The organism is Pseudomonas sp. FBF18 (assembly GCF_024261405.1).
Lineage (GTDB): Bacteria > Pseudomonadota > Gammaproteobacteria > Pseudomonadales > Pseudomonadaceae > Aquipseudomonas > Aquipseudomonas palmensis.
Genome location: NZ_QKRS01000012.1, coordinates 145,029 through 171,617, shown reverse-complemented (window position 1 = coordinate 171,617; position 26,589 = coordinate 145,029). Strand labels below are relative to the sequence as shown.

General features: G+C 62.4%; 23 protein-coding genes. 12 read left to right on the top strand and 11 right to left on the bottom strand.

Features of this window, described 5'->3' with window-relative positions:
* The 3 genes from DN387_RS18885 to DN387_RS18875 form a co-directional block, all read left to right on the top strand.
* Positions 1-457: hypothetical protein (locus DN387_RS18885; protein ID WP_254506163.1), on the top strand; the 457-nt coding region annotated here is incomplete at its 5' end.
* Positions 454-1,074: a hypothetical protein gene (locus DN387_RS18880; protein ID WP_156326269.1), complete on the top strand. Its 621-nt coding sequence runs from the start codon at positions 454-456 to the stop codon at positions 1,072-1,074. The genes DN387_RS18885 and DN387_RS18880, both read left to right, overlap by 4 nt.
* Positions 1,075-1,349: 275 nt before the next feature.
* A complete protein-coding gene (locus DN387_RS18875) occupies positions 1,350-1,940 on the top strand; it encodes a hypothetical protein (protein ID WP_156326268.1) in 591 nt (196 codons plus the stop codon).
* A 699-nt stretch (positions 1,941-2,639) separates the two neighbouring features.
* On the opposite strand, the gene choV is transcribed toward DN387_RS18875, so the two are convergent.
* The 3 genes from choV to DN387_RS18860 form a co-directional block, all read right to left on the bottom strand.
* Positions 2,640-3,818: a choline ABC transporter ATP-binding protein gene (gene choV / locus DN387_RS18870; RefSeq protein ID WP_043860366.1), complete on the bottom strand. Its 1,179-nt coding sequence runs from the start codon at positions 3,816-3,818 to the stop codon at positions 2,640-2,642.
* Entirely contained in the window at positions 3,815-4,663 is an 849-nt protein-coding gene (choW, locus tag DN387_RS18865; protein WP_173925098.1) for a choline ABC transporter permease subunit, read from the bottom strand. The genes choV and choW overlap by 4 nt, the downstream gene beginning before the upstream one ends.
* Positions 4,664-4,733: 70 nt before the next feature.
* Positions 4,734-5,681, bottom strand: a complete 948-nt coding sequence (locus tag DN387_RS18860) for a choline ABC transporter substrate-binding protein (RefSeq protein ID WP_043860364.1) — start codon at positions 5,679-5,681, stop codon at positions 4,734-4,736.
* A gap of 350 nt (positions 5,682-6,031) precedes the next feature.
* Here DN387_RS18860 and DN387_RS18855 point away from each other — a divergent pair, with 350 nt between their 5' ends.
* Together DN387_RS18855 and DN387_RS18850 are read left to right on the top strand one after the other, a co-directional pair.
* Entirely contained in the window at positions 6,032-7,408 is a 1,377-nt protein-coding gene (locus tag DN387_RS18855; RefSeq protein WP_254506161.1) for an L-serine ammonia-lyase, read from the top strand.
* 393 nt (positions 7,409-7,801) lie between these two features.
* Positions 7,802-8,905 carry a GlxA family transcriptional regulator gene (locus tag DN387_RS18850; protein ID WP_043860362.1) on the top strand — a complete coding sequence of 368 codons (1,104 nt, stop codon included), beginning with the start codon at positions 7,802-7,804 and terminating at the stop codon, positions 8,903-8,905.
* 102 nt (positions 8,906-9,007) lie between these two features.
* On the opposite strand, the gene DN387_RS18845 is transcribed toward DN387_RS18850, so the two are convergent.
* The 5 genes from DN387_RS18845 to DN387_RS18825 form a co-directional block, all read right to left on the bottom strand.
* On the bottom strand, positions 9,008-9,268 hold the full coding sequence (locus tag DN387_RS18845) for a hypothetical protein (protein ID WP_043860361.1): 261 nt from the start codon (positions 9,266-9,268) through the stop codon (positions 9,008-9,010).
* A 130-nt stretch (positions 9,269-9,398) separates the two neighbouring features.
* On the bottom strand, positions 9,399-9,818 hold the full coding sequence (locus DN387_RS18840) for a DUF3010 family protein (RefSeq protein WP_043860360.1): 420 nt from the start codon (positions 9,816-9,818) through the stop codon (positions 9,399-9,401).
* Positions 9,819-9,826: 8 nt separating this feature from the next.
* Entirely contained in the window at positions 9,827-10,237 is a 411-nt protein-coding gene (locus DN387_RS18835) for a lysozyme inhibitor LprI family protein (RefSeq protein ID WP_054916696.1), read from the bottom strand.
* Between the two features lie 88 nt (positions 10,238-10,325).
* On the bottom strand, positions 10,326-11,297 hold the full coding sequence (locus DN387_RS18830) for a hypothetical protein (protein WP_156326267.1): 972 nt from the start codon (positions 11,295-11,297) through the stop codon (positions 10,326-10,328).
* Positions 11,298-11,305: 8 nt separating this feature from the next.
* Complete coding sequence (locus DN387_RS18825; RefSeq protein WP_054916694.1) at positions 11,306-12,862, bottom strand: AAA family ATPase; 1,557 nt, start codon at positions 12,860-12,862, stop codon at positions 11,306-11,308.
* Between the two features lie 246 nt (positions 12,863-13,108).
* Here DN387_RS18825 and DN387_RS18820 point away from each other — a divergent pair, with 246 nt between their 5' ends.
* The 6 genes from DN387_RS18820 to DN387_RS18795 all read left to right on the top strand — a co-directional run bounded on the left by DN387_RS18820 (position 13,109) and on the right by DN387_RS18795 (position 20,850).
* Positions 13,109-14,086, top strand: a complete 978-nt coding sequence (locus DN387_RS18820) for a dipeptidase (protein WP_043860376.1) — start codon at positions 13,109-13,111, stop codon at positions 14,084-14,086.
* 51 nt (positions 14,087-14,137) lie between these two features.
* Entirely contained in the window at positions 14,138-14,668 is a 531-nt protein-coding gene (locus DN387_RS18815; protein ID WP_054916693.1) for a 4-vinyl reductase, read from the top strand.
* A gap of 15 nt (positions 14,669-14,683) precedes the next feature.
* The gene (dgcA, locus tag DN387_RS18810; protein WP_054916692.1) at positions 14,684-16,744 is read left to right on the top strand and encodes a dimethylglycine demethylation protein DgcA; all 2,061 of its coding nucleotides are present in this window, start codon (positions 14,684-14,686) and stop codon (positions 16,742-16,744) included.
* A 158-nt stretch (positions 16,745-16,902) separates the two neighbouring features.
* Positions 16,903-18,852, top strand: coding sequence for a dimethylglycine demethylation protein DgcB (dgcB, locus tag DN387_RS18805; RefSeq protein WP_043860356.1), 1,950 nt, complete (start codon positions 16,903-16,905; stop codon positions 18,850-18,852).
* Positions 18,849-20,069 carry an electron transfer flavoprotein subunit alpha/FixB family protein gene (locus DN387_RS18800; RefSeq protein WP_054916006.1) on the top strand — a complete coding sequence of 407 codons (1,221 nt, stop codon included), beginning with the start codon at positions 18,849-18,851 and terminating at the stop codon, positions 20,067-20,069. The genes dgcB and DN387_RS18800 overlap by 4 nt, the downstream gene beginning before the upstream one ends.
* Positions 20,070-20,079: 10 nt before the next feature.
* Positions 20,080-20,850, top strand: coding sequence for an electron transfer flavoprotein subunit beta (locus tag DN387_RS18795; RefSeq protein ID WP_054916005.1), 771 nt, complete (start codon positions 20,080-20,082; stop codon positions 20,848-20,850).
* A gap of 712 nt (positions 20,851-21,562) precedes the next feature.
* Here DN387_RS18795 and gbcA read toward each other — a convergent pair.
* Positions 21,563-22,855, bottom strand: coding sequence for a glycine-betaine demethylase subunit GbcA (gene gbcA, locus DN387_RS18790; RefSeq protein ID WP_043863625.1), 1,293 nt, complete (start codon positions 22,853-22,855; stop codon positions 21,563-21,565).
* 282 nt (positions 22,856-23,137) lie between these two features.
* On the opposite strand from gbcA, the gene gbcB reads away from it, so the two are divergent.
* Positions 23,138-24,238 (top strand): glycine-betaine demethylase subunit GbcB, encoded by a 1,101-nt coding sequence (gbcB, locus tag DN387_RS18785; protein WP_043863626.1) that lies wholly within the window; start codon positions 23,138-23,140, stop codon positions 24,236-24,238.
* Here gbcB and DN387_RS18780 read toward each other — a convergent pair.
* Both DN387_RS18780 and DN387_RS18775 read right to left on the bottom strand, forming a co-directional pair.
* Entirely contained in the window at positions 24,235-25,080 is an 846-nt protein-coding gene (locus DN387_RS18780; RefSeq protein ID WP_054916004.1) for a nitrilase-related carbon-nitrogen hydrolase, read from the bottom strand. The genes gbcB and DN387_RS18780 overlap by 4 nt on opposite strands.
* Positions 25,077-26,498, bottom strand: coding sequence for a cytosine permease (locus DN387_RS18775; RefSeq protein ID WP_082405773.1), 1,422 nt, complete (start codon positions 26,496-26,498; stop codon positions 25,077-25,079). The genes DN387_RS18780 and DN387_RS18775 overlap by 4 nt, the downstream gene beginning before the upstream one ends.
* Positions 26,499-26,589: the final 91 nt, after the last annotated feature.

Below are 26,589 nucleotides of genomic sequence, written 5' to 3'. Positions count from 1 at the left end.
TAAAGACCCGATCAGTTATGCGGGTGGGTTGAATCTGTATGCGTATGCGCCGAATCCGGTTGGGTGGGTGGATCCGCTGGGGCTGGCTGGGTATCCGGTTAAAGGAAGCACAGTCGGACCTGATGTCATGAATCGAGCAGTTCATGTAAATGTCGAAAGGCCTGGTTCTCATGGACATGTCGCATTAAAGCCAGATACCACTGGGACTAAAATAGTTTTAGAACCTGCTGATCCCGCCATGCGCAAATTAAGCGCTTCTCAATGGAAAAAGGTTTGCGAGTGCGTTATTGATTATCTCGATGACTCGAAAAATCTTGCTAGGTTAAGTAAATCTGCACGAGCAGGGATTGATGCAAATCCAAAATCAAATCGAGTGCCAGAGTTTGAAAAAGTTGAGGCCATCCTGAAAAACCACCAAATTTCAGGTACCAATCCTGTAGTAGGTAAGGTCAAATGAAAAACATGATTAATACTTCTTTTTTTGAGATATTTTATACGTTTTTGGATAGGCTGAATTTTGATGGGGTAGAGTCGCTACATTTACCTGCTCTTCGCGTTGAAGTTTTGGAAGACGCTGGGTATGAAGTGTCAGGTGATAAGTTGGAGTTTCATGCTTATGAAAAAGAAATTTTTGTCCCATACCAAAAGCGTAGTGTGGGCTTGCTGCATAAGCTGTATTTTTTTGCAGATGAGAAAGTAGGTAGTGGTATAGGAGTAGGCCCTAAAGTACGATTGGCTACGCTTTTAAAGGCGTACTGGTCTTACCGTGCTTTGCCAAGAGGTGAGTCAGGACCGTTAGCGTTCTATTTTTGGGAAGGTTATGAAGATGGTGCAGTAATAATTGAGGAAAAGATAGTTGTTTTTTTTGGAAGCTGGAGAAAAAAAGGCGCATATGTTGTTAGCGCAATCGAAAGCGGGCTTGATGAGTCGGGTAAACTTCCAGGGTTCGTGGTTGATACAGTTAAAAGAAGTATGAGTTTATACAGGGTTGACTGTGATGGGCGGCGAGAAAACGTTAAAGGTGCTCCTGTGGCTTTTTTAAGATTTGTTGATTTTATATGTAGTAAGAGGTAGGCGAAGCATTGCCGCTTCTGACGTGGCCCGCCATGTATTGAGGCGGGCAGCAATACATATTTAATGTTCTTTGGCGGCAGACTACGCCCTCAGGATGGACGTAGTATAGCCTTTTATGATCACCATTTTAGATGCCTCCTCTGTCATATGTCGAGGCCTAGTATCATTGCGTCCCATGGGAATGCGAGTCGCCCGAGTTTGTGCAGGTTAGAGATATTTTGACTAGATATCATAAACAAGGTACCAATCCGGTGGTTAGGTAAGGTGAATTTATTATGTTGAAGATTAATTTGATTAAGTTGTTTGATTTGTTTTTAAATCACGCGGTGGATGATTCTCCCGAAGTTTTTGGGCTCAAAGGATGGGGGGTGAGTGATGTTGTGATGGGCGACTATGATCTGGTAGGGTCTGTTTCAGACTTTCATTTTTATGAAAGGTGGTATTCTGTAAATTATGGTAATAAATGGGTTGATGTTAATGTAAAAAATTATTTTTTTTGCGATGAAAGGCTAGGTGTTGGATTCGAAGCTGTTGGTATAAGGCTGGTGCCGCTACTCAAGTATTATAGGAGGTTAAGGTGGGGTAATGATTTTGAGATCTATTTCTTTGATAAGGACCTAAAGGATGGAGCTGTTATTTTACAGGGTGGCAAAGTACTGAGATTTAGTCGGAAGAGTAAACGGGGTGGGTACAGAGTTGGCGCCCTCGAAAGCGATTTTTGTTCGGCTGATCGCTTCTCTGATGTATCGACGGGAATGGTGCGGGCTACAATGAATTTTTATTCTGCTGAGGAACTGCATTCAATCTCAAAAGTGGCTCGGATAGGTGCACTTTGTAAGTTGGTTGACTTTCTACGCTTCTCTTGATTTCATAGGCAGAATGACCTAGATGCACCCTCCTGATCATGGCCTCGTACCAACTCTTCCTGGAAGTATCAAGCGTGGGCATGGGTCGGGGTGAAGTTTATATTTACACAAGTAAAGTCCCCGAACTATATGAAAATTAAAATTGAAATTCCCGAATTTTTTCCAATGGCGATGATAGGCGTTTTTTTGAGGGGCTAGAATATATTTCTGTAGTGGGAGAATTCAAGGGTGTGGGTACTGATTTGATTTTGAAACTAGACCGTGAGCTGCTCTTTGTCATACATATAATAATCTATATTATCACCGGCCAGTTCATATTCGTCCTGCCTGTCCCGTATTAGAATGGAAAGGTCAAGCTGTATTTTTTAAGAATGAACCCGTTGGAAACGGACTGGATGTAGAGCCGATAGTCAGTTTGACGACATTGTTGAAGGCGTGCTGAGGTTGTCGTAAGTTTAAAAAGTCGTTAAGTAATTTGGAGTTTTAGTCAGGGTGGATCGGGCAAAGAAAATTTCTGGTGCTTATCTACGGTCGGTGGCTTTTCTTGTGCAAAGAAATAATGAATTTGTTTAGTTGCTGCTGTTTTTGGTGGGCTGGCTTTTCTAAGATGCTCCGTTTATGCGCCTCGGCGCAACAAGTTGCTGGACAACCTGTTGCGCGAGTATGCCAGTCCCCCTTACGAAAACGACGAGCGTGGCTTCACCCCAGATTCTTGCCCAACAACGCGTGATACAGCTCGCTGTCGCCCAATATCCCCACCACCTGATTCCCTTCCTGCAACACCAGCTTGTTCCCCGTCTGATAACGAATCTGCAACGCCTCGCGCATACCGATATTGGCATTCACCAGCGTCGGCTTGCGCTCCAGCCCCTCCACCGCCTCGCCGGGCGCCCAGTTCTGCAAGGCCATGCCGTTGACGCCCTGGCGCGCGCCCCTGATGGTGTTGCCCTCGGCCAGGTCCAGCCAAGAATCACCACCCGGGTCCAGGCATACCGAACCGTTGATGCGCTTGCACTTGTCCAGCGTGCGCATCAGGCTGCGCCCGCACAGCACGTTGAGCGGGTTGGTATGCGCGACGAAGGTACGCACATACTCGTCCGCCGGGTTGAGCACGATCTCCTCGGGCTTGCTGTACTGGATGATGCGCCCGTCCTTCATGATCGCGATGCGGCTGCCGAGCTTTAGGGCCTCGTCCAGGTCATGGCTGACGAACACGATGGTCTTGGCCAGCTTGCGTTGCAGCTCAAGCAGCTCGTCCTGCAGGCCCTGGCGGATCAGCGGGTCGAGCGCCGAGAACGGTTCGTCCATCAGCAGGATGTCGGCGTCCATCGCCAGCGCCCGGGCCAGGCCCACGCGCTGCTGCATGCCGCCCGACAGCTCGTCGGGCTTCTTGTTGCGCCACTGGGTCAGGCCCACCAGCTCGAGCTTCTCGTCCACCAGCTTGCGCCGCTCCTTCTCGGGCCGGCCCTGCATCTCCAGGCCGAAACTGATGTTCTCGCGTACCGTCAGCCAGGGCATCAGGGCGAACTTCTGGAACACCATGGCGATACGCTGGGTGCGCATCATCTTCAGCTCGGCCGGGGTGCAGTGGGCAATGTCGATCTGTGCGCCTTCATGCTCGACGAACAGCTTGCCGCGGCTCACCGTGTTCAGGCCGTTGATGCAGCGCAGCAGGCTCGACTTGCCTGAACCCGACAGGCCCATCAGCACGCAGATCTCGCCCTTGTTGATGTCCAGGCTGGCTTTCTCGACGCCGACCACCAGGCCGGTCTTCTTCAGGATCTGTTCACGCGTGAGGCCCTGGTCCAGCAGGCTGAGCGCCTCACGCGGGTGGCGCGAGAAGATCACGTCGACCTCTTCGAAGCGAATGATGCTCATGCTTCACTCCTTGCCGGTGCGTCCGGTTGCTTGCAGATACGGTCGAGCATGATCGCCAGCAGCACGATCGCCAGCCCCGCCTCGAAGCCCAGCGCGATATCGGCGGTGTTGAGTGCGTTGACCACCGGTTTGCCCAGACCATCGGCGCCCACCAGCGCGGCGATCACCACCATCGACAGCGACAGCATGATGCACTGGGTGACCCCCGCCGCGATGCTGGGCATGGCATGCGGCAGTTCGATGCGCGAGAGCAGCTGGCGCCGCGAGCAGCCGAACGCCTTGCCGGCATCCAGCAGTTCCTGCGGCACGTCGCGGATGCCCAGGTAGGTCAGGCGGATGGGCGCGGCAATCGCGAACACCACCGTCGAGATCAGCCCCGGCACCACGCCCAGGCCGAACAGGGTCAGGGTCGGGATCAGGTACACGAACGTGGGCACCGTCTGCATCAGGTCGAGTACCGGGCGCATGGCGGTGTAGAACATCGGCTTGTGTGCCGCCAGGATGCCCAGCGGCACGCCGATGGCCACGCACACGAAGGTGGCGAACAGCACCTGGGCCAGGGTTTCCATGGTTTCCTGCCAGTAGCCGAGGTTGAGAATCAGCAGGAACGACAGCGCGCAGAATACGGTGAGCGCCCATTTGCGCTGGATCAGGTGAGCGATCAGGGCCACCAGGGCAATCAGGACGAATGGGTTGAACCAGGTCAGCGCCCCGGTCACCCCGTGAATCATGAACTCCAGCGCCTCGGCGAAGGCGTCGAAGTAGTTGGCGCCGTGTTGCGTCAACCACTCGACGAAGGCCGCGATGTGCTGGCCAAGGGGTATTTTTTGATCGATCAGCATGATAGCGAGCGTCCACCTGCAAGGGATTGGAAACAACCCGCGCCGGGCAATCGCCCCCCGGCGCGGGGCGTGCTTACTGCGTCAGCTTGGCCTTGGCCGCCTCCAGGCCCGGTTTGCCATCCACGGTGGTCACGCCGGCCAGCCAGGTGTCGAGCACCTGCGGGTTCTGCTTGAGCCAGGCCTTGGCGGCGGCGTCGGGCTTGACCTTGTCGTCGAGCACCTTGCCCATCAGGGTGCTTTCCATGTCCAGGGTGAAGGAGAGGTTCTTGAGCAACTGGCCGACGTTGCTGCACTCCTGGCTGTAGCCCTTGCGCGTGTTGGTGAGCACGGTGGCCTTGCCGTAGTCGGGGCCGAAGAAGTCGTCGCCGCCTTCGAGGTATTTCATCTTGAAGCGCGTGTTCATCGGGTGCGGTTCCCAGCCGAGGAACACCACGTCGGTGCCACGGCGCTGGGCACGGTCGACTTGCGCGAGCATGCCGGCCTCGCTCGACTCCACCACCTTGAAGCCGGCGTCCTTCAAGCCGAAGGCATTCTTGTCGATCATGCTCTGGATGGTGCGGTTGCCGTCGTTGCCAGGCTCGATGCCGTAGATCTTGCCGTCCAGCTCCTTCTTGAATTTCGCGATGTCGGCGAAGTTCTTCAGGCCCTTGTCATACAGCGCCTGGGGCACGGCCAGGGTGTACTTGGCATTCTCCAGGTTGGCACGCACGGTCTCGACGGTGCCGGCATCGCGGTAAGGCTTGATGTCGTTTTCCATGGTCGGCATCCAGTTGCCGAGGAACACGTCCATGTTCTTGCCGTCGGCCAGCGACTTGTAGGTCACCGGTACCGAGATCATGGTGGTGCGGGTCTTGTAGCCAAGCGCTTGGAGCACCGCACTGGTGACTGCAGTGGTCACGGTGATGTCGGTCCAGCCGACGTCGGAGAAGTTGACGGTGTGGCACTGCTCGGGCTCCACGGCCTGGGCCAGCGCCGGCAGGCTCAGCAGCGCGGCCAGCAACAGCGGGGGTGAACCTTTCATGGTGGACTCCTGGTTTTTTTCGGATGTCCCACGGGACAGGGGCCGTGCAATCGAGTCGGTACCGATCATCTAACAGCGAAAATCAAACGCCTACCGGGTGCGTCGTATCCAGTACAGGCAGGGTCGCATCCAGTGCCAATGAGGTCGCTTACAGTGTCGTCGGCCTCGAAAAACGCGGTTCTGGCGCATGTGCACCGCAAAAAAACGGCGCAGGTCCTGCCCTGGCAACGGGCGGCGCTGCTGGACAAGAGCGCGTCGGTTGCAGACGTCGTGGTCGCTGACAAAAGCCTGATGATGCGCGAAACCGGCGGATTGCCGCCTTTTCAGCGTAGCAGCCAGAGGTACGCGGCATGGCCATCAGTGTGTTCGACCTGTTCAAGATCGGTGTCGGCCCTTCAAGCTCGCACACCGTCGGCCCGATGCGCGCCGCAGCGCTGTTCGTGCAGGGGCTGCGCGAGCGCAACCTGCTGGCCCGGGTGCGGCGTATCGAGGTGCGCCTGTACGGCTCGCTGTCGGCCACCGGCATCGGTCACGGCAGTGACAACGCGGTGATCATGGGCCTGATGGGCGAATGGCCGGACGCCATCGACCCGGCGCAGATCGCCCCGCGCATCGCCACGCTGCGCGAAACCGACAGCCTGCTGCTGGACGGACGCTGGCCGGTCGGCTTCGTCTGGGCCCGCGACATGCGCCTGCTGGACGAGAACCTGCCGTACCACCCCAATGCCCTGACCCTGATCGCCGAGGGCGAGCAGGGCGAGCTGCACCGCGATACCTACTACTCGGTGGGCGGCGGCTTCGTGGTGGACGCGGCGCAGGCGGCCAGCGGTGTGCTGGACGCCGACACCACCGTGCTGCCCTACGACTTCAACAGTGCCGTGGAACTGCTGGATTTGTGCCGGCAGCACGACCTGCGCGTGTCGCAACTGATGCTGGAGAACGAAAAGGTGTGGCGCAGCGAGGCTGAAATCCGTGCCGGGCTCATGACCCTGTGGCGGGCCATGCAGGCCTGTGTCGAAAACGGCCTGCGCCACGAGGGCATCCTGCCGGGCGGGCTCAATGTGCGCCGCCGCGCGGCACGCCTGCACCGCAGCCTGCAGGAACTGGGCAAGCCCAACGTGATCGGCTCCACCCTCAGTGCCATGGAGTGGGTCAACCTGTATGCGCTGGCGGTCAACGAGGAAAACGCCGCAGGCGGGCGCATGGTCACCGCCCCCACCAACGGCGCGGCAGTCATCATCCCGGCGGTGCTGCACTACTACATGCGCTTCAGCGACGAGGTCAGCGAAGCCAGCGTGGTGGACTTCTTTCTGGGCGCGGCGGCGGTGGGCATCCTGTGCAAGAAGAACGCGTCGATCTCCGGCGCCGAAGTCGGCTGCCAGGGCGAGGTCGGCTCGGCCTGCGCAATGGCGGCGGCGGGCCTGGCCGAAGTGCTCGGGGCCACCCCGGCGCAACTGGAGAACGCCGCCGAGATCGGCCTAGAACACAACCTGGGGCTGACCTGCGATCCGGTCGGCGGGCTGGTGCAGGTGCCGTGCATCGAGCGCAACGCGATTGCCGCGGTCAAGGCGATCAACGCCGCGCAGATGGCCTTGCGCGGTGACGGCGAGCACTTCATCTCCCTCGACCGGGTGATCCGCACCATGCGCGACACCGGCGCCGACATGCACGACAAGTACAAGGAAACCTCTCGCGGCGGGCTGGCGGTGAACGCCATCGAATGCTGAGGCGTGGCTGCGCCGTTTTGGCCCATCGCTTTGAGCGAGCGCTGCGTTTTGGCGCGCCCCGGCCGATGGCGATTCACTGGCCAAACCACCCCTTCCAGCACGCGCGGTGACACCGCGCGTTGTCGTTTCTGGGCATCCTTCCCACAAGTGCTACCCAATTTCACAACGGGACTACAGACAGGCTTTGGCCCGGCCTTTTGCGTTTAAAAGCGACCCTGCGGGCGTGGGCGAACTAGACACATCGCGATGTCGTTTTCAGGTGTTGTTGAATGCGTATTCAAGTTTGGGCATGGCATTTGCGTTGGGTTTGGCAAAGCCCCTGCAATCGAACCGGGGCCATGACAAAAAGCCCGAGCCTGAGGCACACCCTGCATTGTGTGAGGAGAGATCGCGATGACGTCGTACAACTCCGCAACCCCAAACCAGAACCGCACCCCCCAATCCATCGGTTTCCTGCTGCTGGACAACTTCACGCTGATCTCCCTGGCCTCCGCGGTCGAGCCGCTGCGCATGGCCAACCAGTTGTCGGGTCGCGAGCTGTATCGCTGGAGCACCCTGAGCGTGGATGGCGGTCAGGTGTGGGCCAGCGACGGCCTGCAGATCACTCCTGATTCGGCGATGCACGCGGCGCCGGCGATGGACACCGTGATCGTGTGTGGCGGCATCGGCATCCAGCGCACCGTGACCCGTGAACACGTGACCTGGCTGCAGAGCCAGGCCCGCCAGTCGCGTCGGCTGGGGGCGGTGTGTACCGGCAGCTGGGCGCTGGCCTGTGCGGGGCTGCTCGATGGCTTCGATTGCAGCGTGCACTGGGAGTGCCTGGCCGCGATGCAGGAGGCCTTCCCGCGGGTGAGCATGAGCACGCGCCTGTTTACCCTGGACCGCAACCGCTTCACCAGCTCGGGCGGCACCGCGCCGCTGGACATGATGCTGCACCTGATCAGTCGCGATCATGGCCGCGAGCTGTCGGCGGCGATCTCGGAGATGTTCGTGTACGAGCGTATCCGCAACGAGCAGGACCACCAGCGCGTGCCGCTCAAGCACATGCTCGGTACCAACCAGCCCAAGCTGCAGGAAATCGTGGCGCTGATGGAGGCCAACCTCGAAGAGCCGATCGACCTGGACGAACTGGCGGTGTACGTGGCGGTGTCGCGGCGCCAGCTGGAGCGGTTGTTCCAGAAGTACCTGCATTGTTCGCCGTCGCGCTATTACCTGAAGCTGCGGCTGATTCGTGCGCGGCAGCTGCTCAAGCAGACGCCGATGTCGATCATCGAGGTGGCATCGGTGTGCGGGTTCGTGTCCACGCCGCACTTTTCCAAGTGCTACCGGGAGTACTTCGGGATACCGCCGCGTGATGAGCGGGTAGGCTCGAACACGGCCCAGCAGGTGGCGATGATGCCGCTGCCGCAGGCGCTGGTGCTGTCGCCGCTGGCCGGGCCGATGTCGGCGCTGAGTCAGGCGCGCAATGAGTCGACGTTTGCCAGTGTGAGGCTGTAGACCAGGCCGACCGCATCGCAGGTCAAGCCCGCTCCCACCGGTACATCGCTGCTCTGAAGGGCAGTGAAGCGCCTGTGGGAGCGGGCTTGACCCGCGATGGGGTCAACCGTGAAGGCTTTTGTGGTTCGCCAGCGCCGGCAGCAACTGCTTGTCGATCGCCTGGCGCACCGCCGGCAGTATCGTCGCGCTGCCGGTGTACAACTGCTCCACCAGGCCGCGCAGGGCCCGGGCGCGTTCCGCGCTCAAGCCGCGTACCGCACATTCGCAGGCCTGCTCGGCGCTAGCGCCGGCAGGCATCTCGAAGCCCAGGGCGCGCAGTTGGCCCAGCAGGTCGTCCTGATCGATCAAATCGGCGTGCATCATGGCGGTTGTCCTTGTTCGAGGCGAAGGGTGCCCCGATTCTGGGAGCGCTGCGCGGTGGCGACAAGGGGCATGGCCGGCATACCTATGAACAGGTCGTTTTTGGCTAGATCAGTGACGTGCGCAGGCGCCCTCAGCCGCGCTTGAGCAGCGCCGCACAGGCGCTCTTGTAGGCCTCATGCTGATACTTGTTCAGCGTTCCCGGCAGCTCGAGATTGTGCTTCTTGGCCTGGGCGCTGACGGTCTGTGGCGACACCAGCTCCACCGTGCAGTTGTCCAGCAACTGCAGCACGCCCTCGATCTTGAAGGTGGTCGGGCCGCCGGCAAAGTCGCCCTTCTTGCTGCGCTTCTTGATCGCCAATTGCCCGATGCCATGCTCGCTGACAAAGGCTCTGACCTGTGCGGCGAATGCCTTTACCTGGGCGGCATCCTCGTCATCCTCCAGGCCGATCTTCTTGGTGGCCACGCCAACGTGCACGGGCTGGCCGGCGTCCAGGCTGGCCACGGCCAGCAGGGCTTCGCTGCCCTTGATTTCGATGCCGCAGATTTTCATGGGGTGCCTCAATCGGAGTTTTGCAGGCCAAGGGACTGCAGGTATTCGGAGCGGTCGTCGCTGCGTTGCGCCAGGCAGGTGTTCAGTGCGGCGTCGTACTCCTTGCCCGGTGTGCTGTCGAAGGTCTCGACCTTGCAGTCGGCGTCGCGTACTTGCTTCCACAGGTTCTGGGCGGCGTTCAGGCGGTTGCTCAGTTCGGTGATCTTCGCACCCTGGCCGGCATACTGTTCCTTGATGCGTTCTAGCAGATCGCCGAAGGCGGCGTTCAGCTCGCGTTCGGCAACCGTACGGCTGTAGGCGGCGCAGGCGTAGTTCTGCTGGGCCGTCTCGACGTTGTCGCACGGGGTGGGAGCGTCACTTTCCTCGGCGTGCACGGCAAAGGCCAACGGCGCCAGCAGCAGCCATACCATCGATTTCATCAGCGACATCCTCGCAACCGGTGTGTGGAAGGTGGGGGTCGATTCTCGCTCAGTGCCAGGCTAAATGACAGAGACCCGTCGCCCGACGCTAAGCGGTTTCATTCAGGTCCTCCCAGCCTCGATGAAACTGGTCGAAAAGATCGGCGTACATCTTGCCCAAGGGGTACTCCCTGTACTCCGAGCGCTCGAAACGCAACAGGCGGGTACGCAGCGTTACCTGCTCCAGGTCCAGGTATTCGCCCGGGTCCCAGCGGCTGGCCGTGTTCAGGTTGCTCAACAGGGCCTCGATAGCGAATTGGGCGGCGATGAAATTGATGCCTTCCTTGCTGAACCGGGCATAACGCTGGCGCAGGGCAAACAGCGAGACGCTGTTGCGGGTCAGGTCACAATCGGCACGGGGCTGCAGTTCTACGCACAGCGAGCCCTGGATGGCATCAAACGCCATGAGCACCGAAACAAAGTCGTGTTCCGGGTGGTAGCACTCGAAGTTGACGGACTCCTGGTCGAAATAAGGGTGCAAGTGCTTGTGGAGGAAGAAGTCCGCTTCGCCTTTGAGCGACGAGTTGCACGCGTAGCAACTGGGGATGAGATTGGCGAGGGTCAGGCCCAGGTGCGGGTAAAGCGCCTTGGGATAAAAGTGGTCGAGCGTTGGACGCATCGCCCCCTTGCCGTCCCTGAACAGGGTGTGCGCATAGTTGTAGTTGCAGTACGGGCAGGTGGCGAGTTGCGAGCTGGCACACAAGGCGTAGGCGTCCCAGTGGTCAGGCATGGGCTTTCGGGGTTTGGCACTGAACGTGTCGTAATTGAACACGCGCGTGAGGTCGCTGAGCAGATCGGCGTAGACCTCATCCGTCATGAACTGCCGACAGTCCAGCAACTCATGAATGGACCATTCCATTTGCGCGCGGCTGTCCGAGAGGATGGCCTTTTCGACATCAGCCACAAAGGTGCGGCTGTACCAGTTCTTTGCCTTGGGACGATCGTTGTTGACGAACGCCGTAATCCGTTCCTGCAGGTACTGCGTATGCCGCGGCCTTGCCGCACGCCAGTTGTCGGGCATGGAAATGATCATTGGCTTTGGTGCTCTGTGTGCGGCACCAGGCGCTGCAGTTCGCGCTGGATGATCGGGTCGTCCACCACCGATATCAGGTACTTCTCCTGAGGGCCATATGTGCCGGCTTTCAGCGCGGCAATCGCGGCATTGATCCGGCGCACGGCGAATTCGCCGATAGTGACAGCGCCGAAGGAGCGGTTGAGGATGGCGTGCAGCGGTGCGGCAAAGGAGGGCGAGGTGGTGTCGGGCTCGATGAAGTCATCGTTGCTCGCGGCCCGGCCTTTGTTTTGCGCGTGGTCCTCCAGGTTCAACTGGCACACAAATTCGCCGGGCACATCGGAAGCCAGCAGCGGGGAATGGGAGGCGATGATCAATTGCAGGAGGGTCAGTCCGAAGGTGTGCTTGCACTCGCTGAGAAATTTGTTCATTTGCCAGATGTACTTGCGTTGCCACGCAAGGTGCAAAAAGGCGTCGCCTTCATCGATCAGCACCAGCAGTTTGGTGATCGGCTCGCGCGGGGAGGCGCGGTTGCCGGCTGGCGGCGCGGCCAGGCGCTTGATCGCTTCGTACAGGGAAATGATCTGGTTGAAGATCGCCCATTGGCCGGAGCTCATGCCAGGCAGGACCATTTCGAACGGTCCTTCCCGATCCGAGGCAAAATGCAGGCGCTCCTGCTCATTGGTCAAGGCGTACTGGTACACGCCACGTGGGCCTTTTTCGAATGCGAAGTTGTCCAGGCGTTCGAGGATGTACCTGAACAGGCGGCGGCTTCCCACGTGTTTCTTTTGTTGCAAGGTGCCAGGGTCAATGTGCTGGAAGTAGCTTGAGGGCAAGTGTTCGTCGATCAGCGCGATGTAGCTCAGGATGTCGTAGTTCTGTTTTTGCATGTGGTGGAACGTGGCGCAGAGTGCCGTCAGGACGTTTGATGCCGCAGGCTCCCTCGTGCGCAGGTCGTCCAGCACATAGCCACTCAGAAGGCTAAGTTCACGCTTGTACTGATTCTGCAGGTACGTCAGCTCGCGCTGATCGCCGTTGAAGTCGGAAAACCGCTCCAGGCGCGCCTTCAGATCGCGTATCGATCGCAGCTGCGGCTGGTGGCGCTTGCTGGCATAGCGGCCCTTTTCATCCTCCACCAGTGCCAAGGCCAGAAAATCACCGACCTTTTTTTCATCTGCACGCAATTTGACCAGCAGGTTTATCTTAAGCCCGAAGCTCTCGATGATTTCGCGGTGTTCATACAGTTGAAGCAGATCCTGCTCCCGACGCTGTGATGCATCGACAAAGTGCTTCTGCGCGCGAAAGGCGATCCGGTTCTGCACCGGCGTGTAATACACAACGCCCCAGTCCTGAGGCTTGCGCTGATCGACATAGTTGAACACCAGTTGGCAGTCACTGCCGAAATCCGGCAGCCTGCGGCTGGCGAACTGCTCTACCGTGCGCTGCAGAAAGCGGCTCTTGCCCGACCCGTTGGGCCCGATGATCAGCGACACCGAATCAATGTCGAACAGGTTGAAGCTTTCCCGCGTGCGCAGGTGAAGGACGTGGCCGTCCTGTTCGATCGACGTCAGCATGGTCTGGCATTCCTTGTCTGAACACGACGCCGGGCGGGCGTCGGGCAAACCGCTATTTGAGCCGATTCTTGCGCGTCGCGAAAGCGGCCAACGGCCAATGGCCATGCCGGCCTTTGTCGCACCTTGACGTTTTCGGCAATTCCCCTGTCGTTTTTGCATCCTGGCGACCTGACGCCTAGGCATATGCTGGCCCCAAAGCGCCGGCAGACGATTCGGCGCCGCAACGTCATACAAGGGGACAGCCTGATGAGCCCGGCCGAATTGCACGCAGACAGCATCGTTATCGACGGGCTGATCATCGCCAAGTGGAACCGCGAGCTGTTCGAGGACATGCGCAAGGGCGGCCTCACTGCCGCCAACTGCACTGTCTCGGTGTGGGAGGGCTTTCAGGCCACCATCAACAGCATCGTCGCCAGCCAGAAGCTGATTCGCGAAAACAGCGACCTGGTACTGCCGGTACGCACTACCGCCGACATCCGCAAGGCCAAGGAGCAGGGCAAGACCGGCATCCTCTTCGGCTTCCAGAACGCCCATGCCTTCGAGGACCAGCTCGGCTACGTGGAGATCTTCAAGCAGCTGGGTGTGGGCATCGTGCAGATGTGCTACAACACCCAGAACCTGGTGGGTACCGGCTGCTATGAGCGCGACGGCGGGTTGTCCGGCTTCGGTCGCGAAATCGTCGCCGAGATGAACCGCGTGGGGGTCATGTGCGACCTGTCCCACGTCGGCTCCCGAACCAGCGAGGAAGTCATCCTCGAATCGAAAAAACCGGTGTGCTATTCCCACTGCCTGCCCTCCGGGCTCAAGGAGCACCCGCGCAACAAGTCCGATGCCGAGTTGAAGTTCATCGCCGACCATGGCGGCTTTGTCGGCGTGACCATGTTCGCGCCGTTTCTGGCCAAGGGTATCGACGCGACCATCGACGACTACGCCGAGGCCATCGAATACACCATGAACCTGGTGGGTGAAGACGCCATCGGCATCGGCACCGACTTCACCCAGGGCCACGGCCAGGACTTCTTCGAGTACCTGACCCACGACAAGGGCTATGCGCGCCGCCTCACCAGCTTCGGCAAGATCATCAACCCGTTGGGCATCCGCACCGTGGGCGAATTTCCCAACCTCACCGAAACCCTGCTCAAGCGCGGCCACCCCGAGCGGGTGGTGCGCAAGATCATGGGCGAGAACTGGGTCAATGTCCTGAAAGACGTCTGGGGCGAGTAACCCCACGCCTCACCCAGCCGCATCCTTTTTCTTTTATGGAGTTCAGTTTCCATGGCCAAGATCGCCCCGCAATTGCCCATCGAAGTCGACAGCGAAACCGGTGTGTGGACCAGCGACGCGCTGCCGATGCTGTACGTGCCGCGGCATTTCTTCGTCAACAACCACATGGGCATCGAAGAGGTGCTGGGCGCCGACGCCTACGCCGAGATTCTGTACAAGGCCGGCTACAAGTCGGCCTGGCACTGGTGCGAGAAGGAGGCCGAATGCCACGGCCTGCAAGGCGTGGCGGTGTTCGAGCACTACATGAAGCGCCTGTCGCAACGCGGCTGGGGGCTGTTCACGATCCAGGACATCGACCTCGACAGGGGTACCGCCAGCGTCAGGCTCGAACACTCGGCCTTCGTCTATGTGTACGGCAAGGTCGGGCGCAAGGTCGACTACATGTTCACCGGCTGGTTCGCCGGCGCCATGGACCAGATCCTGGCGGCCCGCGGCAGCCCCCTTCGCACGGTCGCCGAGCAGGTCTACGGCGGTTCGGAACACGGCCACGACGACGGCCTGTTCATCGTCAAGCCCCTGTAAGTCGAGGAACCCGCCATGGCTTTCGAAGCAATGTTCCAGCCGCTGCAGATCGGCAAGCTGACCATCCGCAACCGGGTACTGAGCACCGCACACGCCGAGGTGTACGCCACCGACGGCGGCATGACCACCGAGCGCTACGTGAAGTACTACGAAGAGAAGGCCAAAGGCGGTATCGGCCTGGCCATCTGCGGTGGTTCGTCGGTAGTGGCCATCGACAGCCCGCAGCAGTGGTGGGCCTCGGTCAACCTGGCCACCGACCGCATCATCCCGCACTTCAAGAACCTGGCCGACGCCATGCACAAGCACGGCGCCAAGATCATGATCCAGATTACCCACATGGGCCGGCGCTCGCGCTGGGACGGCTATCACTGGCCGACCCTGATGTCGCCCTCGGGCATCCGCGAACCGGTGCACCGCGCCACCTGCAAGACCATCGAGCCGGAGGAGATCTGGCGCGTGATCGGCAACTACGCGCAGGCCGCGCGCCGCGCCAAGGAAGGCGGGCTGGACGGGGTGGAACTGTCGGCAGTGCACCAGCACATGATCGACCAGTTCTGGAGCCCGCGGGTCAACAAGCGCACCGATGAATGGGGCGGCAGCTTCGAGAACCGCATGCGCTTCGGCCTGGAAGTGCTCAAGGCGGTGCGCGAGGAAGTCGGCCCCGACTTCTGCGTGGGCATGCGCATCTGCGGCGACGAGTTCCACCCCGATGGCCTCAGCCACGAGGACATGAAGGAAATCGCCAGGTACTACGACGCCACCGGCATGCTGGACTTCTTCGGCGTGATCGGCTCGGGCTGCGACACCCACAACACCCTGGCCAACGTGATCCCCAACATGAGCTTCCCGCCCGAGCCGTTCCTGCACCTGGCGGCGGGCATCAAGGAGGTGGTGAGCGTGCCGGTGATGCACGCGCAGAACATCAAGGACCCCAACCAGGCCACGCGCATTCTGGAGGGCGGCTACGTGGACATGGTCGGCATGACCCGCGCGCACATCGCCGACCCGCACCTGATCGCCAAGATCAAGATGGGCCAGATCGACCAGATCAAGCAGTGCGTGGGCGCCAACTACTGCATCGACCGCCAGTACCAGGGCCTGGACGTGCTGTGCATCCAGAACGCCGCCACTTCGCGGGAATACATGGGCGTGCCGCACATCATCGAGAAATCCACCGGCCCCAGACGCAAGGTGGTGGTGGTCGGTGCCGGCCCGGCCGGCATGGAGGCGGCGCGGGTGGCGGCCGAGCGCGGGCATGACGTGACCCTGTTCGAGAAGAAGGAGGCGATCGGCGGGCAGATCAGCATCGCCGCCAAGGCTCCGCAACGCGACCAGATCGCCGGCATCACGCGCTGGTACCAACTGGAGCTGGCGCGGCTGAAGGTCGACCTGCGCCTGGGTACGGCGGCGGACGTCGACACCCTCATGGACCTGCGCCCCGACGTGGTGGTGCTGGCGGTGGGCGGGCACCCGTTCATCGAGCAGAACGAGCACTGGGGCGCGGCCGAGGGCCTGGTGGTCAGCAGCTGGGACGTGCTCGACGGCACGGTGGCGCCGGGCAAGACCGCGCTGGTGTACGACACCATCTGCGAATTCACCGGCATGTCGGTGGCGGATTTTCTGGCCGACAAGGGCAGCCAGGTGGAGATCGTCACCGACGACATCAAGCCGGGGGTGGCGATTGGCGGCACCTCGTTCCCCACCTACTACCGCAGCATGTACCCCAAGGAAGTGATCATGACCGGCGACCTGATGCTGGAGAAGGTCTACCGCGAGGGCGACAAGTTGGTGGCAGTGCTGGAGAACGAATACACCGGGGCACGGGAGGAGCGGGTGGTCGACCAGGTGGTGATCGAGAACGGTGTGCGCCCCGACGAGACCCTGTACTACGCACTCAAGGAGGGCTCGCGCAACAAGGGCCAGATCGATGTGGAGGCGCTGTTCGCGATTGAGCCGCAGCCGATATTGAGCCAGCCGGGGGAGGGGTACCTGCTGTACCGGATCGGCGATTGCGTGGCGCAGCGCAACACCCATGCGGCGATCTACGACGCCTTGCGCCTGTGCAAGGATTTCTGATCGCTCTGTGAACCGATTGTCCCGGTCGCTCGGGCTTTCTGTGGGAGCGGGCTTGACCCGCGATGCAAGCACTGCGGTGTGTCAGGCGTGCCGCCATCGCGGGTCAAGCCCGCTCCCACAGTGTGTGCAACCGATCATATCGAGTGTGGGAGCTTCCCATGTTGAACACCCTGCTACCCCTGCTGCTGTTCGCCGCCCTCGGCCTGGCCGTGCTCGGCGCGCTGCGGCGCGTGCGGATGTGGCGCCAAGGCCGGCCATCGCGGGTCGAGCTGCTCAAGGGCCTGCTGGCCATGCCACGCCGGTACATGGTCGACCTGCACCACGTGGTCGCCCGCGACAGGTACATGGCCAACACCCACGTCGCCACCGCCGGCGGCTTCGTGCTGGCCGCCGTACTGGCGATCCTGGTGCACGGTTTCGGCCTGCACAACCGCCTCCTCGGCTACGCCCTGCTGGTGGCCACCGCCTTGATGTTCGGCGGTGCGCTGTTCGTCTACAGGCGCCGGCTGAACCCGCCCGCGCGCCTGTCCAGAGGCCCCTGGATGCGCCTGCCGAAAAGCCTGCTGGTGTTTTCCGCCAGCTTCTTCATCGCCACCCTGCCGGTAGCCGGCATCCTGCCCGAAGGTACCGGTGGCTGGGTGCTGGTGGCCTTGCTCGGGCTGGGCGTGCTGTGGGGTGTGAGCGAGCTGTTCTTCGGCATGACCTGGGGCGGGCCGATGAAGCACGCCTTCGCCGGTGCCCTGCACCTGGCCTGGCACCGGCGCGCCGAACGCTTCGGCGGCGGACGCTCCACCGGGCTCAAGCCGCTGGATCTGCAAGACCCGAGCGCACCGCTGGGTGTGGAAAAACCCAGGGACTTCACCTGGAACCAGTTGCTTGGCTTCGACGCCTGCGTGCAATGCGGCAAATGCGAGGCCGCGTGCCCGGCGTTCGCCGCCGGCCAGCCTCTGAACCCGAAAAAACTCATCCAGGACATGGTGGTGGGTCTGGCGGGTGGCACCGATGCGAAGTTTGCCGGCAGCCCGTACCCCGGCAAACCGCTCGGCGAACACGGCGGCAACCCGCACCAGCCGATCGTCGACGGCCTGGTGGATGCCGACACGCTGTGGTCGTGCACCACCTGTCGGGCGTGCGTGGAAGAGTGCCCGATGATGATCGAGCACGTGGATGCGATCGTCGACATGCGTCGCCACCTGACCCTGGAAAAAGGCGCCACGCCGAACAAGGGCGCCGAGGTGCTGGACAACCTGATCGCCACCGACAACCCCGGCGGCTTCGCCCCGGGCGGGCGCATGAACTGGGCCGCCGACCTCGACCTCGAGGTGCTGGGCGAGGTGCACGGCACCGACGTGCTGTTGTGGGTGGGTGACGGCGCCTTCGACATGCGCAACCAGCGCACCCTGCGCGCCTTCGTCAAGGTGCTCAGGGCGGCCAATGTAGGCTTTGCCGTGCTCGGCCTGGAGGAACGCGACAGCGGCGACGTGGCCCGCCGGCTGGGCGACGAGGCCACCTTCCAGCAACTGGCCCGGCGCAATATCCGGACCCTGGCACAGTACCGCTTCACACGCATCGTCACCTGCGACCCGCACAGCTTCCATGTACTGAAGAACGAATACGGCGCGCTGGGCGGGCACTACCAGGTGCAGCATCACAGCAGCTTCATCGCCGAGTTGATCGCCGCCGGCCGCCTCGACCTGGCGCCGCACAAGGGCGCCAGCGTGACCTATCACGACCCGTGCTACCTGGGCCGCTACAACGGCGAGTACGAGGCGCCGCGCCAGGTGCTGCGCGCGCTGGGCATCGAGGTGCGCGAGATGGCGCGCTCCGGCTTTCGCTCGCGTTGCTGCGGCGGCGGTGGCGGAGCGCCGATCACCGACATTCCGGGCAAGCAGCGCATTCCCGACATGCGCATGCAGGACATCCGCGAGACCGCCGCCGAGGTGGTGGCCGTGGGCTGCCCGCAGTGCACCGCGATGCTCGAAGGCGTGGTCGAACCACGCCCGCAGATCAAGGACCTGGCCGAGCTGGTGGCCGACGCGCTGCGTGAAGCGACGGTTGCCAGCACGCCGGTAGCAAGCCAACCAGAACCTGCGCAGGTGGACCCATGAGCGACATCATCCGGCGTGACCCGCGTGCCGAGTGGATTGCACGCAACCGTCTGCACCCGCTGCACGCAGCCATGCAGGCCCAACAGACGCAGTGGATGGGGCCCAATGGCGTGCTGCGCAAGAACCCGCATGCGGTGGGTTTCATCGGCCCCAATGGGATCAAGCGCATCGATCGCAGCGGCGCCAGCCAGGGCGCTACGAGCAAGCGCAGCGCCGCCGCCGAGGTGCTGGTGCCGCTGCATCAGGTGCCGTTGCCGGCGTTCTACATCGTGGTGGTGCCGGACATGGTCGGCGGGCGCCTGAGCAGCCACGACCGGGATGTGCTCGGGCTGGCCCACGGCCTGGCCGGCAGCGACGGCGCGGTGCTGGCAGTGGTGTTTGGCGAGCACAAGGAAACCGCCTTCGGCACGTTCGGCGTCGACCGCCTGCTGCAGATCGACGGTGACGCGTTCGCAGGTTATGCACCGGAGCAGCGGGTGCAAGGCCTGCGGGCTGTGGATAACCAGTTCAACCCGCGCCACTGGCTGCTGCCCGACAGCCGCAGCGGTGGCGGCGAGCTGGGCCGGCGCCTTGCCGCGGCGCTGGGCGAGCGCCCGGCCACGCGGGTGTGGCAGGTCAAGGACGGGCTGTGCAGCGGGCGCGCCGGGGCTGGCCAGCAGGACCTGGTACGCGGGCTGGCGCGCCTGATCCTGGCGGCGGCCGAATGTGCCGAGCCGGTCAGCGAAACCCGCCATGAAGCCCTGCCGGTGGAGTTGTCCACAGGCGCGGCGCGCAGCCTGGCGCGTATCGAAGACCTCGGCCCGGTGCCGGTGGACCCGGCCACCATCGCCATGGCCGAGGCCGAATTCATCCTGTCGGGCGGCAACGGGGTCAAGGACTGGGCACTTTTCCACAGGGCCACCGCCGCGCTGGGGGCCACCGAAGGGGCCTCGCGGGTGGCGGTGGACGATGGCTTCATGCCGCGCAATCGCCAGGTGGGGGCCACCGGTACCTGGGTCACGGCGCGGGTGTATGTGGCTGTGGGTATCTCCGGGGCGATCCAGCATCTGCAGGGCATCGGTGCCTGCGACAAGGTGGTGGCGATCAACCTGGACCCCGGCTGCGACATGATCAAGCGTGCCGACCTGGCGGTCATCGGCGACAGCGCGGCGATTTTGCAGGCGCTGATCGAGGCTGTGGACAACTATCGCAACGGCGCCCGGCGCGATGCGGCCTGAGGGGGCATTCATGAACATCAAGGTCATCAGCCTGGTCTCGATCGGCGCCCACCCCACCTCGGGGCGCATGCGCCGCGCCGAACAGGATGCGCGGGCCGTGGAACTGGGGTTGCAACTGGCTGGGGATAACCTGCAGGTGCTGCATGCCGGCGACCCGCACGAGCCTGCGCTGCGCGCGTACCTGGGCATGGGGCTGGCGCAGCTGGACGTGTTGCAGCAGCCCGCAGGCGCCGATGTGCTGGGCGTGCTCGGCGACTACCTGCGCGAGGCGGGGGCACAGTTGGTGCTGAGCGGCAGCCAGGCCGAAACCGGCGAAGGCTCGGGCATGCTGCCGTTTCTGCTGGCCGAGCGCCTGGGCTGGCCGCTGGTGGTGGGGCTGGCGCAGGTGGAATCCATCCACAATGGCGTGGCCCAGGTGCTGCAGGCCCTGCCACGGGGGCAGCGGCGCCGCCTGAGCGTGCGCCTGCCGATGCTCGCCACTGTGGATAACGCCGCGCCGGTGCCGCGCCAGAGCGCCTATGGGCCGGCGCAACGCGGGCTGTTGGCGGCCCATGAGGTGGCGGTGGTGGAGGACGAGTTATTCACAGATGCTGTATTGCAGCCGGCCAGACCCCGGCCCAAACGCCTCAAGGTAATCAAGGCCAAGAGCGGTGCCGACCGCATGAAAGCCGCCACGGCGAAGGCCAGTGGCGGCGGTGGACAGGTACTCAAGGGCGTGACCCCGAGCGAAGGCGCCGAGGCGATCCTGAAGCTGTTGGTGGAGGAGGGTGTGCTGCGCTGAAGGGTTGTGCACAAAGTCTGTTGGCGGTTCTGTGGATAAAGTGTTTGCCTATGGCTGCAGGCCACGTCAACCGTGGCCTGCAGGCTATTGTTCAAATAGTGATCAATACACGCCGCGAATTTTTCGCGGTTTTTTCATGCCCGTCGTCCAGCGAGACGGCAGTTTTGCTCACAATCCTTGTTGGCGGCTCTGTGGATAATCTGTTCGGACATGGCTGCAGGCCACGTGGTTAAAGGTGTTCAGCTATTTGATCAAAAAACGCACAAAACCTCGTCAATCCACCGCGAAATACTCACGCGGCAGCGAAAATCGGGGGTTTCGGCGGTTTATCCACATGGGTTTTGCAAAGAGGGCTACTTGCACACAAAGTCTGTTGGCGGCTTTGTGGATAAGGTGTTCGTGCAGTGCTGGGAGCCACGTATTCAAAGGCTTACAGAGGTTTGATCACTTTTTGATCTATTGCACGCTGTGGATTGAAGGGCGCTGGGCGGAAGTTTTCCACAAGGGTTGCCCACAATTGCTGTGGGTGTGGCTGTGGATAAAGTGTTGGTGGAGTAGGTATGGGGCAGTAGGGGCTGGGGTTTGCGGGTGTTGTTCAAAATTTGTACAGTTGGCACCGGCCTCATCGCGGGTCAAGCCCGCTCCCACAAGATCTACGCGGCCCTTGTGGGAGCGGGCTTGACCCGCGATGGGCCGCAAAGCGGCCCCAGTATTACTGCGCCGCCACACCTTTGAGATACGGCGCCGGCGCCGCGCCCAGGTTGCTCAGCATCCGCTCGCTGTACCAGTCCACGAAATTCACCACGCCAAACTCGTAGGTTTTCGAATACGGCCCCGGCTGATACGCCGTCGAGTTGATGCCGCGCTGGTTCTCTTCGGCCAGGCGCCGGTCCTGGTCGTTGGTCGCGTCCCACACCTGGCGCATGCGTGCCGGGTCGTAGTCCACGCCCTCAACCGCATCCTTGTGCACCAGCCACTTGGTGGTGACCATGCTCTCCTGGGCACTGATCGGCCATACCGTGAACACGATGATGTGATCACCCATGCAGTGGTTCCACGAATGCGGCAGGTGCAGGATGCGCATCGAGCCCAGGTCGGGGTTCTGGATGCGCCCCATCAGTTTCTGGCAGCCCAGCTTGCCGTCCAGGGTCATCGACAGCGTGCCCTTGAGCAGGGGCATGCGCACGATACGGTTGCGCAGGCCGAAGCTGGCATGCGCATAGGGGATCTTCTCCGCGTCCCACGCCGCAGCGCTGGCCGCCACGTGATCCTTGAACGCCTGGTCGGCGCGCGGGTCGGTGACGTCGTCCCATTCGAGCAGGGTCTTGAGCAGCTCCGGGTGCGAGGCGTTGCAGTGGTAGCACTCGCGATTGTTCTCCAGCACCAGCTTCCAGTTGGCCTTTTCCATCAGGGTGGTCTGCACCGCCACCTTGGTGTTCTCCATGTCGTAGGGCTCCATGTAATGGGCCAGGGTGGCGAGGAAGTCATCGATGGCCGGCGGGTTGTCGGCCAGGCTGACGAAGATGTAGCCACCGGCGGTCTTCACGTTCACCGGCTTGAGACCGTACTGCTGCATGTCGAAGTCGTCGCCCATCTCGGTGCCGGCGAACAGCAGCCGCCCGTCCAGCTCGTAGGTCCACTGGTGGTAGTGGCACACCAGCTTGGCCACCTTGCCCTTGTCGCTGGTACACAGGCGCGAGCCACGGTGGCGGCACACGTTGTGGAAGGCATGCACCTTGCCCTCGGCACCGCGGATCACGATGATCGGGTTCTTGCCGATCTGCAGGGTCAGGTAGTTGCCCTTGGCCGGGATCTCGCAGGTCATGCCTGCAATCAGCCATTCCTTGTGGAAAATCTCCTGCATGTCGATCTGGAACAACCGCTCATCGGTGTAGAAGGGTTGCGGCAGCGAGAAGGTGCGCTCGCGGGTCTGCAGCATGTCGGCGGTGGCCTTGCGTGCAGCGTCCAGTGGGTCGCCCAGGCTCAAGGTTGCGGTGACGTCCATCGTTCAGGTCCTCATGGCCCGTGCGGGCCGCGAAAGTGGCTAATCGTTCGTGTGGCGACGCAGGGCTCAGACAGCAGGTTGATGTGCGATGGAGTGTGCGTTCGCCCGCGCCGGCAACCATGCCCATGGGCGACATGGCCAGATCCGTTCCCGACGCGCGAGCCCTTGTGGGCGGGGGCTGGTCGCGATAAGTACGCCGATGTCGCGAACAGGAATGTGCGCCGCCTGCACCTTGCGCATCATCGTCGCCATAACAGGCCCCGATCGGCCGCGGAGACGAGCATGTCGAACAACTTCCTCAACCCGGTGACCACTCAGACCTGGGCCAACGGCCGGCATACCGTGCGCTGCGTCAAGGTCATTCAGGAAACCTGGGATGTGCGCACCTTCTGCTTCATGGCCGACCAGCCGATCCTGTTCTTCTTCAAGCCGGGGCAGTTCGTGACCCTGGAGCTGGAAATCGACGGTCAGCCGATCATGCGCTCGTACACCATCTCCAGCTCGCCCTCGGTGCCCTACAGCTTTTCGGTGACCATCAAGCGCGTACCCGGCGGCAAGGTTTCCAACTGGCTGCACGACACCCTGCATGAAGGCCAGGAGCTGGCCGTGCACGGGCCGGTGGGGTTGTTCAACGCGATGGACTTCCCCAGCCCCAGGGTGCTGTACCTGAGCGGCGGGGTGGGCATCACCCCGGTGATGTCCATGGCGCGCTGGTTCTATGACACCAATGCCAATGTCGACATGGTGTTCGTGCACAGCGCGCGTTCGCCCAAGGACATCATCTACCACCGCGAGCTGGAGCACATGGCCTCGCGGATCGACAACTTCAGCCTGCACATCATCTGCGAGAAGCATGGCCTGGGCGAGGCATGGGCCGGTTATCGCGGCTACCTGAACCAGAAGCTGATGGAGCTGATCGCGCCCGATTACCTGGAACGCGAGATCTTCTGCTGCGGGCCCACGCCCTACATGAACGCGGTCAAGCGCATGCTCGAAGCCAGCGGCTATGACATGCAGCGCTACCATGAGGAGTCGTTCGGCGCCACGCCGCCCGAGGCCAAGGCCGATGCGGTAGAGAACGCCGAGCAGGCCGCCGAGGCCGCCGAAGTGGACGTGGCCGACCAGCACCAGGTGGAGTTCACCGCCAGCGGCAAGAGCATCCGCGTGGCGCCGGGAGAGACGGTGCATGCGGCAGCCGCCAAGCTCGGGCTGATGATCCCCAAGGCCTGCGGCATGGGTATCTGCGGCACCTGCAAGGTGCTCAAGCTGGGTGGCGAGGTGGACATGGAGCACAACGGCGGCATCACCGAGGACGACGAGGCCGAAGGTTATATCCTGTCGTGCTGCAGCGTGCCGCGCGGTGACGTGCGCATCGAGTTCTAGTCGCGCAGCAGCTCGTGGTACAGCGCAGGGCGCCGGTCGGCCAGCACGTGGTTGTGGTCGCTGATCTGCTTGTCCAGTGCCTGGCCCAGCCTGATGTCGGCCAGCAGCAGCTGCTTCTTGCCGACACGCTTGCCGCCCTTGAGCACATAGCCGTCGGCATCGGTGAGGGTCGAGCCGCCCACCCAGCCAACCCCGCGCTCCTCGCCACAGCGGTCGCAGGCAATGACGAACAGCCGGTTCACCGAGGCGCTGGCCTGAACCCGGATGATCTCGGCCGGGCGCTGGAAGCCGGGCCGGGAGGTGTCCGGCCAGTTCACCGGTGCGCACAGCAGCTGGGCACCGCGCAGCGCCGCCAGGCGCACCCATTCGGGAAACTCCAGGTCGTAGCAGATCATCATGCCGATGCGCCCCAGGTGGGTGTCCACCACCGGCGGCGGCTCGCTGCCGGGGGTGAAGATCTGCGTTTCGCGGTCCCACAGGTGGGCCTTGCGGTAGAAGGTGCGTCGGCCGTCGGGCTCGATCAGCACCGAGCTGTTGGCCACCTGGCCGTCGGGCAGGCGCTCGCAGAAGCCGCCCACCACGATGATCTGGTACTTGGCGGCCTGCCGGGCCCAGGCCTCGAGGGTCGGCCCATCACGGGGCTCGGACAGCGCGTGGGCCTCTTCGCGGTCGTAGAACGCGTAGCCGCTCTGCGCCAGCTCGGGCAGTACCAGCAGTTGCGCGCCGCGCTCGGCGGCCTCGGCGATGGCCACCCGGGTGCGGTCGAGGTTGTAGCTTGGATTGGCAATGGTGGGCGCCAACTGGTAGCACCCGACACGCACGGTTTGTGGGGATGGGGTCATGGCTGCGGCGCCTTGGGCTCGGCGACCGGGGGCGGCGGGGTGCCGCGCAGGTGGCGCATCAGGAGCCAGTACAGCAGGGCCGAAACGATGAAGCCGGGAACGAAGGCCAGGTCGGCGCCGGACAACGCCACCGCCACCGGCCCTTGCACGCCGGCCAGCGACACGAAGGGCAGCATCGCCAGCAGCCCCCCCAGGTAGGCCAGGATGCCGGCCCAGGCCCACTGGCCGTATTCGCCCGCCGGGTCGAACATGGCCGGGATCACGTAGTTGCCTTTGCGCAACAGGTAGTAGTCGGTGAGATTGATTGCGCTCCAGGGCACCAGCACATACAGCATCAGTTGCAGGAACAGGTTGAAGCTGTCGAGGTAGCTGTCGGGCAACGCGATGGCGGTGAGGTACACCACCGCGCCAATGCCGCCCAGGCCCAGGGCACGCCCGGCCAGCCCCGGCGCCAGCGGGCGAAACGCGGTGATCGCGCTGATGCCGGTCAGCAGCGCGCCGTAGCAGTTGACGGCCATGATGCCCACCAGCGCCGGCACCGCCATCAGGATTGCGAAAGTGCCGAAGCCGGGCAGGAAGCGGTTGCCCAGGTGTTGCAGGCTGCTGATGGCTTCGGGCGCCACCACTGCCGAGGCTACCAGCGCGCCCAGCGACATCAACCACACCGCAGAGCCCGCGGCGCCCAGATAGGTCCACAGCACCACCTTGCGCGCCGAGGTGCTGGGCGGCAGGTAGCGCGAGTAGTCCGAGACATACACCGAATAGCTGATCTGGTAGCCGGCGGCGGCCGACAGCTGGATGAGAAAGCCCGACCAGGAAAACTGCAGCTGGCGCTGAACGGTGTCGGCCTCCAGCAACAGCAGCGCTGCCAGGGTGAGCAGGCCGAACACGCCGATCAGCAGGTAGGTGAGCCAGCGCTGCACGGTGTGCAGCAGGTCGTGCCCGACCACGGCGATCACCACGGCCACCGCGATCAGCAGTGCGTACCAGAAGGCATCGCTGCCCGGCAGCACAGTGGTCAGCGCATCGGTGGCCAGGATCACGTTGAACACGTTGAAGCCGATGTACACGCACACCACCGCCATGAACGGCAGCACGGCGCCCCGCAGGCCGAACTGGGCACGGGACTGGATCATCTGTGGCAGGCCAAGGCGCGGGCCCTGGTTGGCATGCAGGGCCATGCACAGGGTGCCCAGGGCCACCCCGAGCAGGATCGCCAGCACCGCCTGCCAGGCGGCCAGACCCAGGGCGGGCCCGACGAAGCCGGTGACCATGGTGGTGAGTACGAAGTTGCCGGTGAACCAGAAGGGGCCCAGGTGCCAGGCCTTGCCATGACGCTCGTCGAGGGGCACCGGGTGGATGGTACGGGTTTCTATCTTCAGGCCTGACGTTTCAGGTGCAGGTGCCGCATTGTTCATGGCGTTCCCAGGCATTCGGGCGAAAGTTTCAATGCTGATGAGGTTAGATGAAGCTGCAACTAACGGAACAACGACACACTTTCAGCGAGCG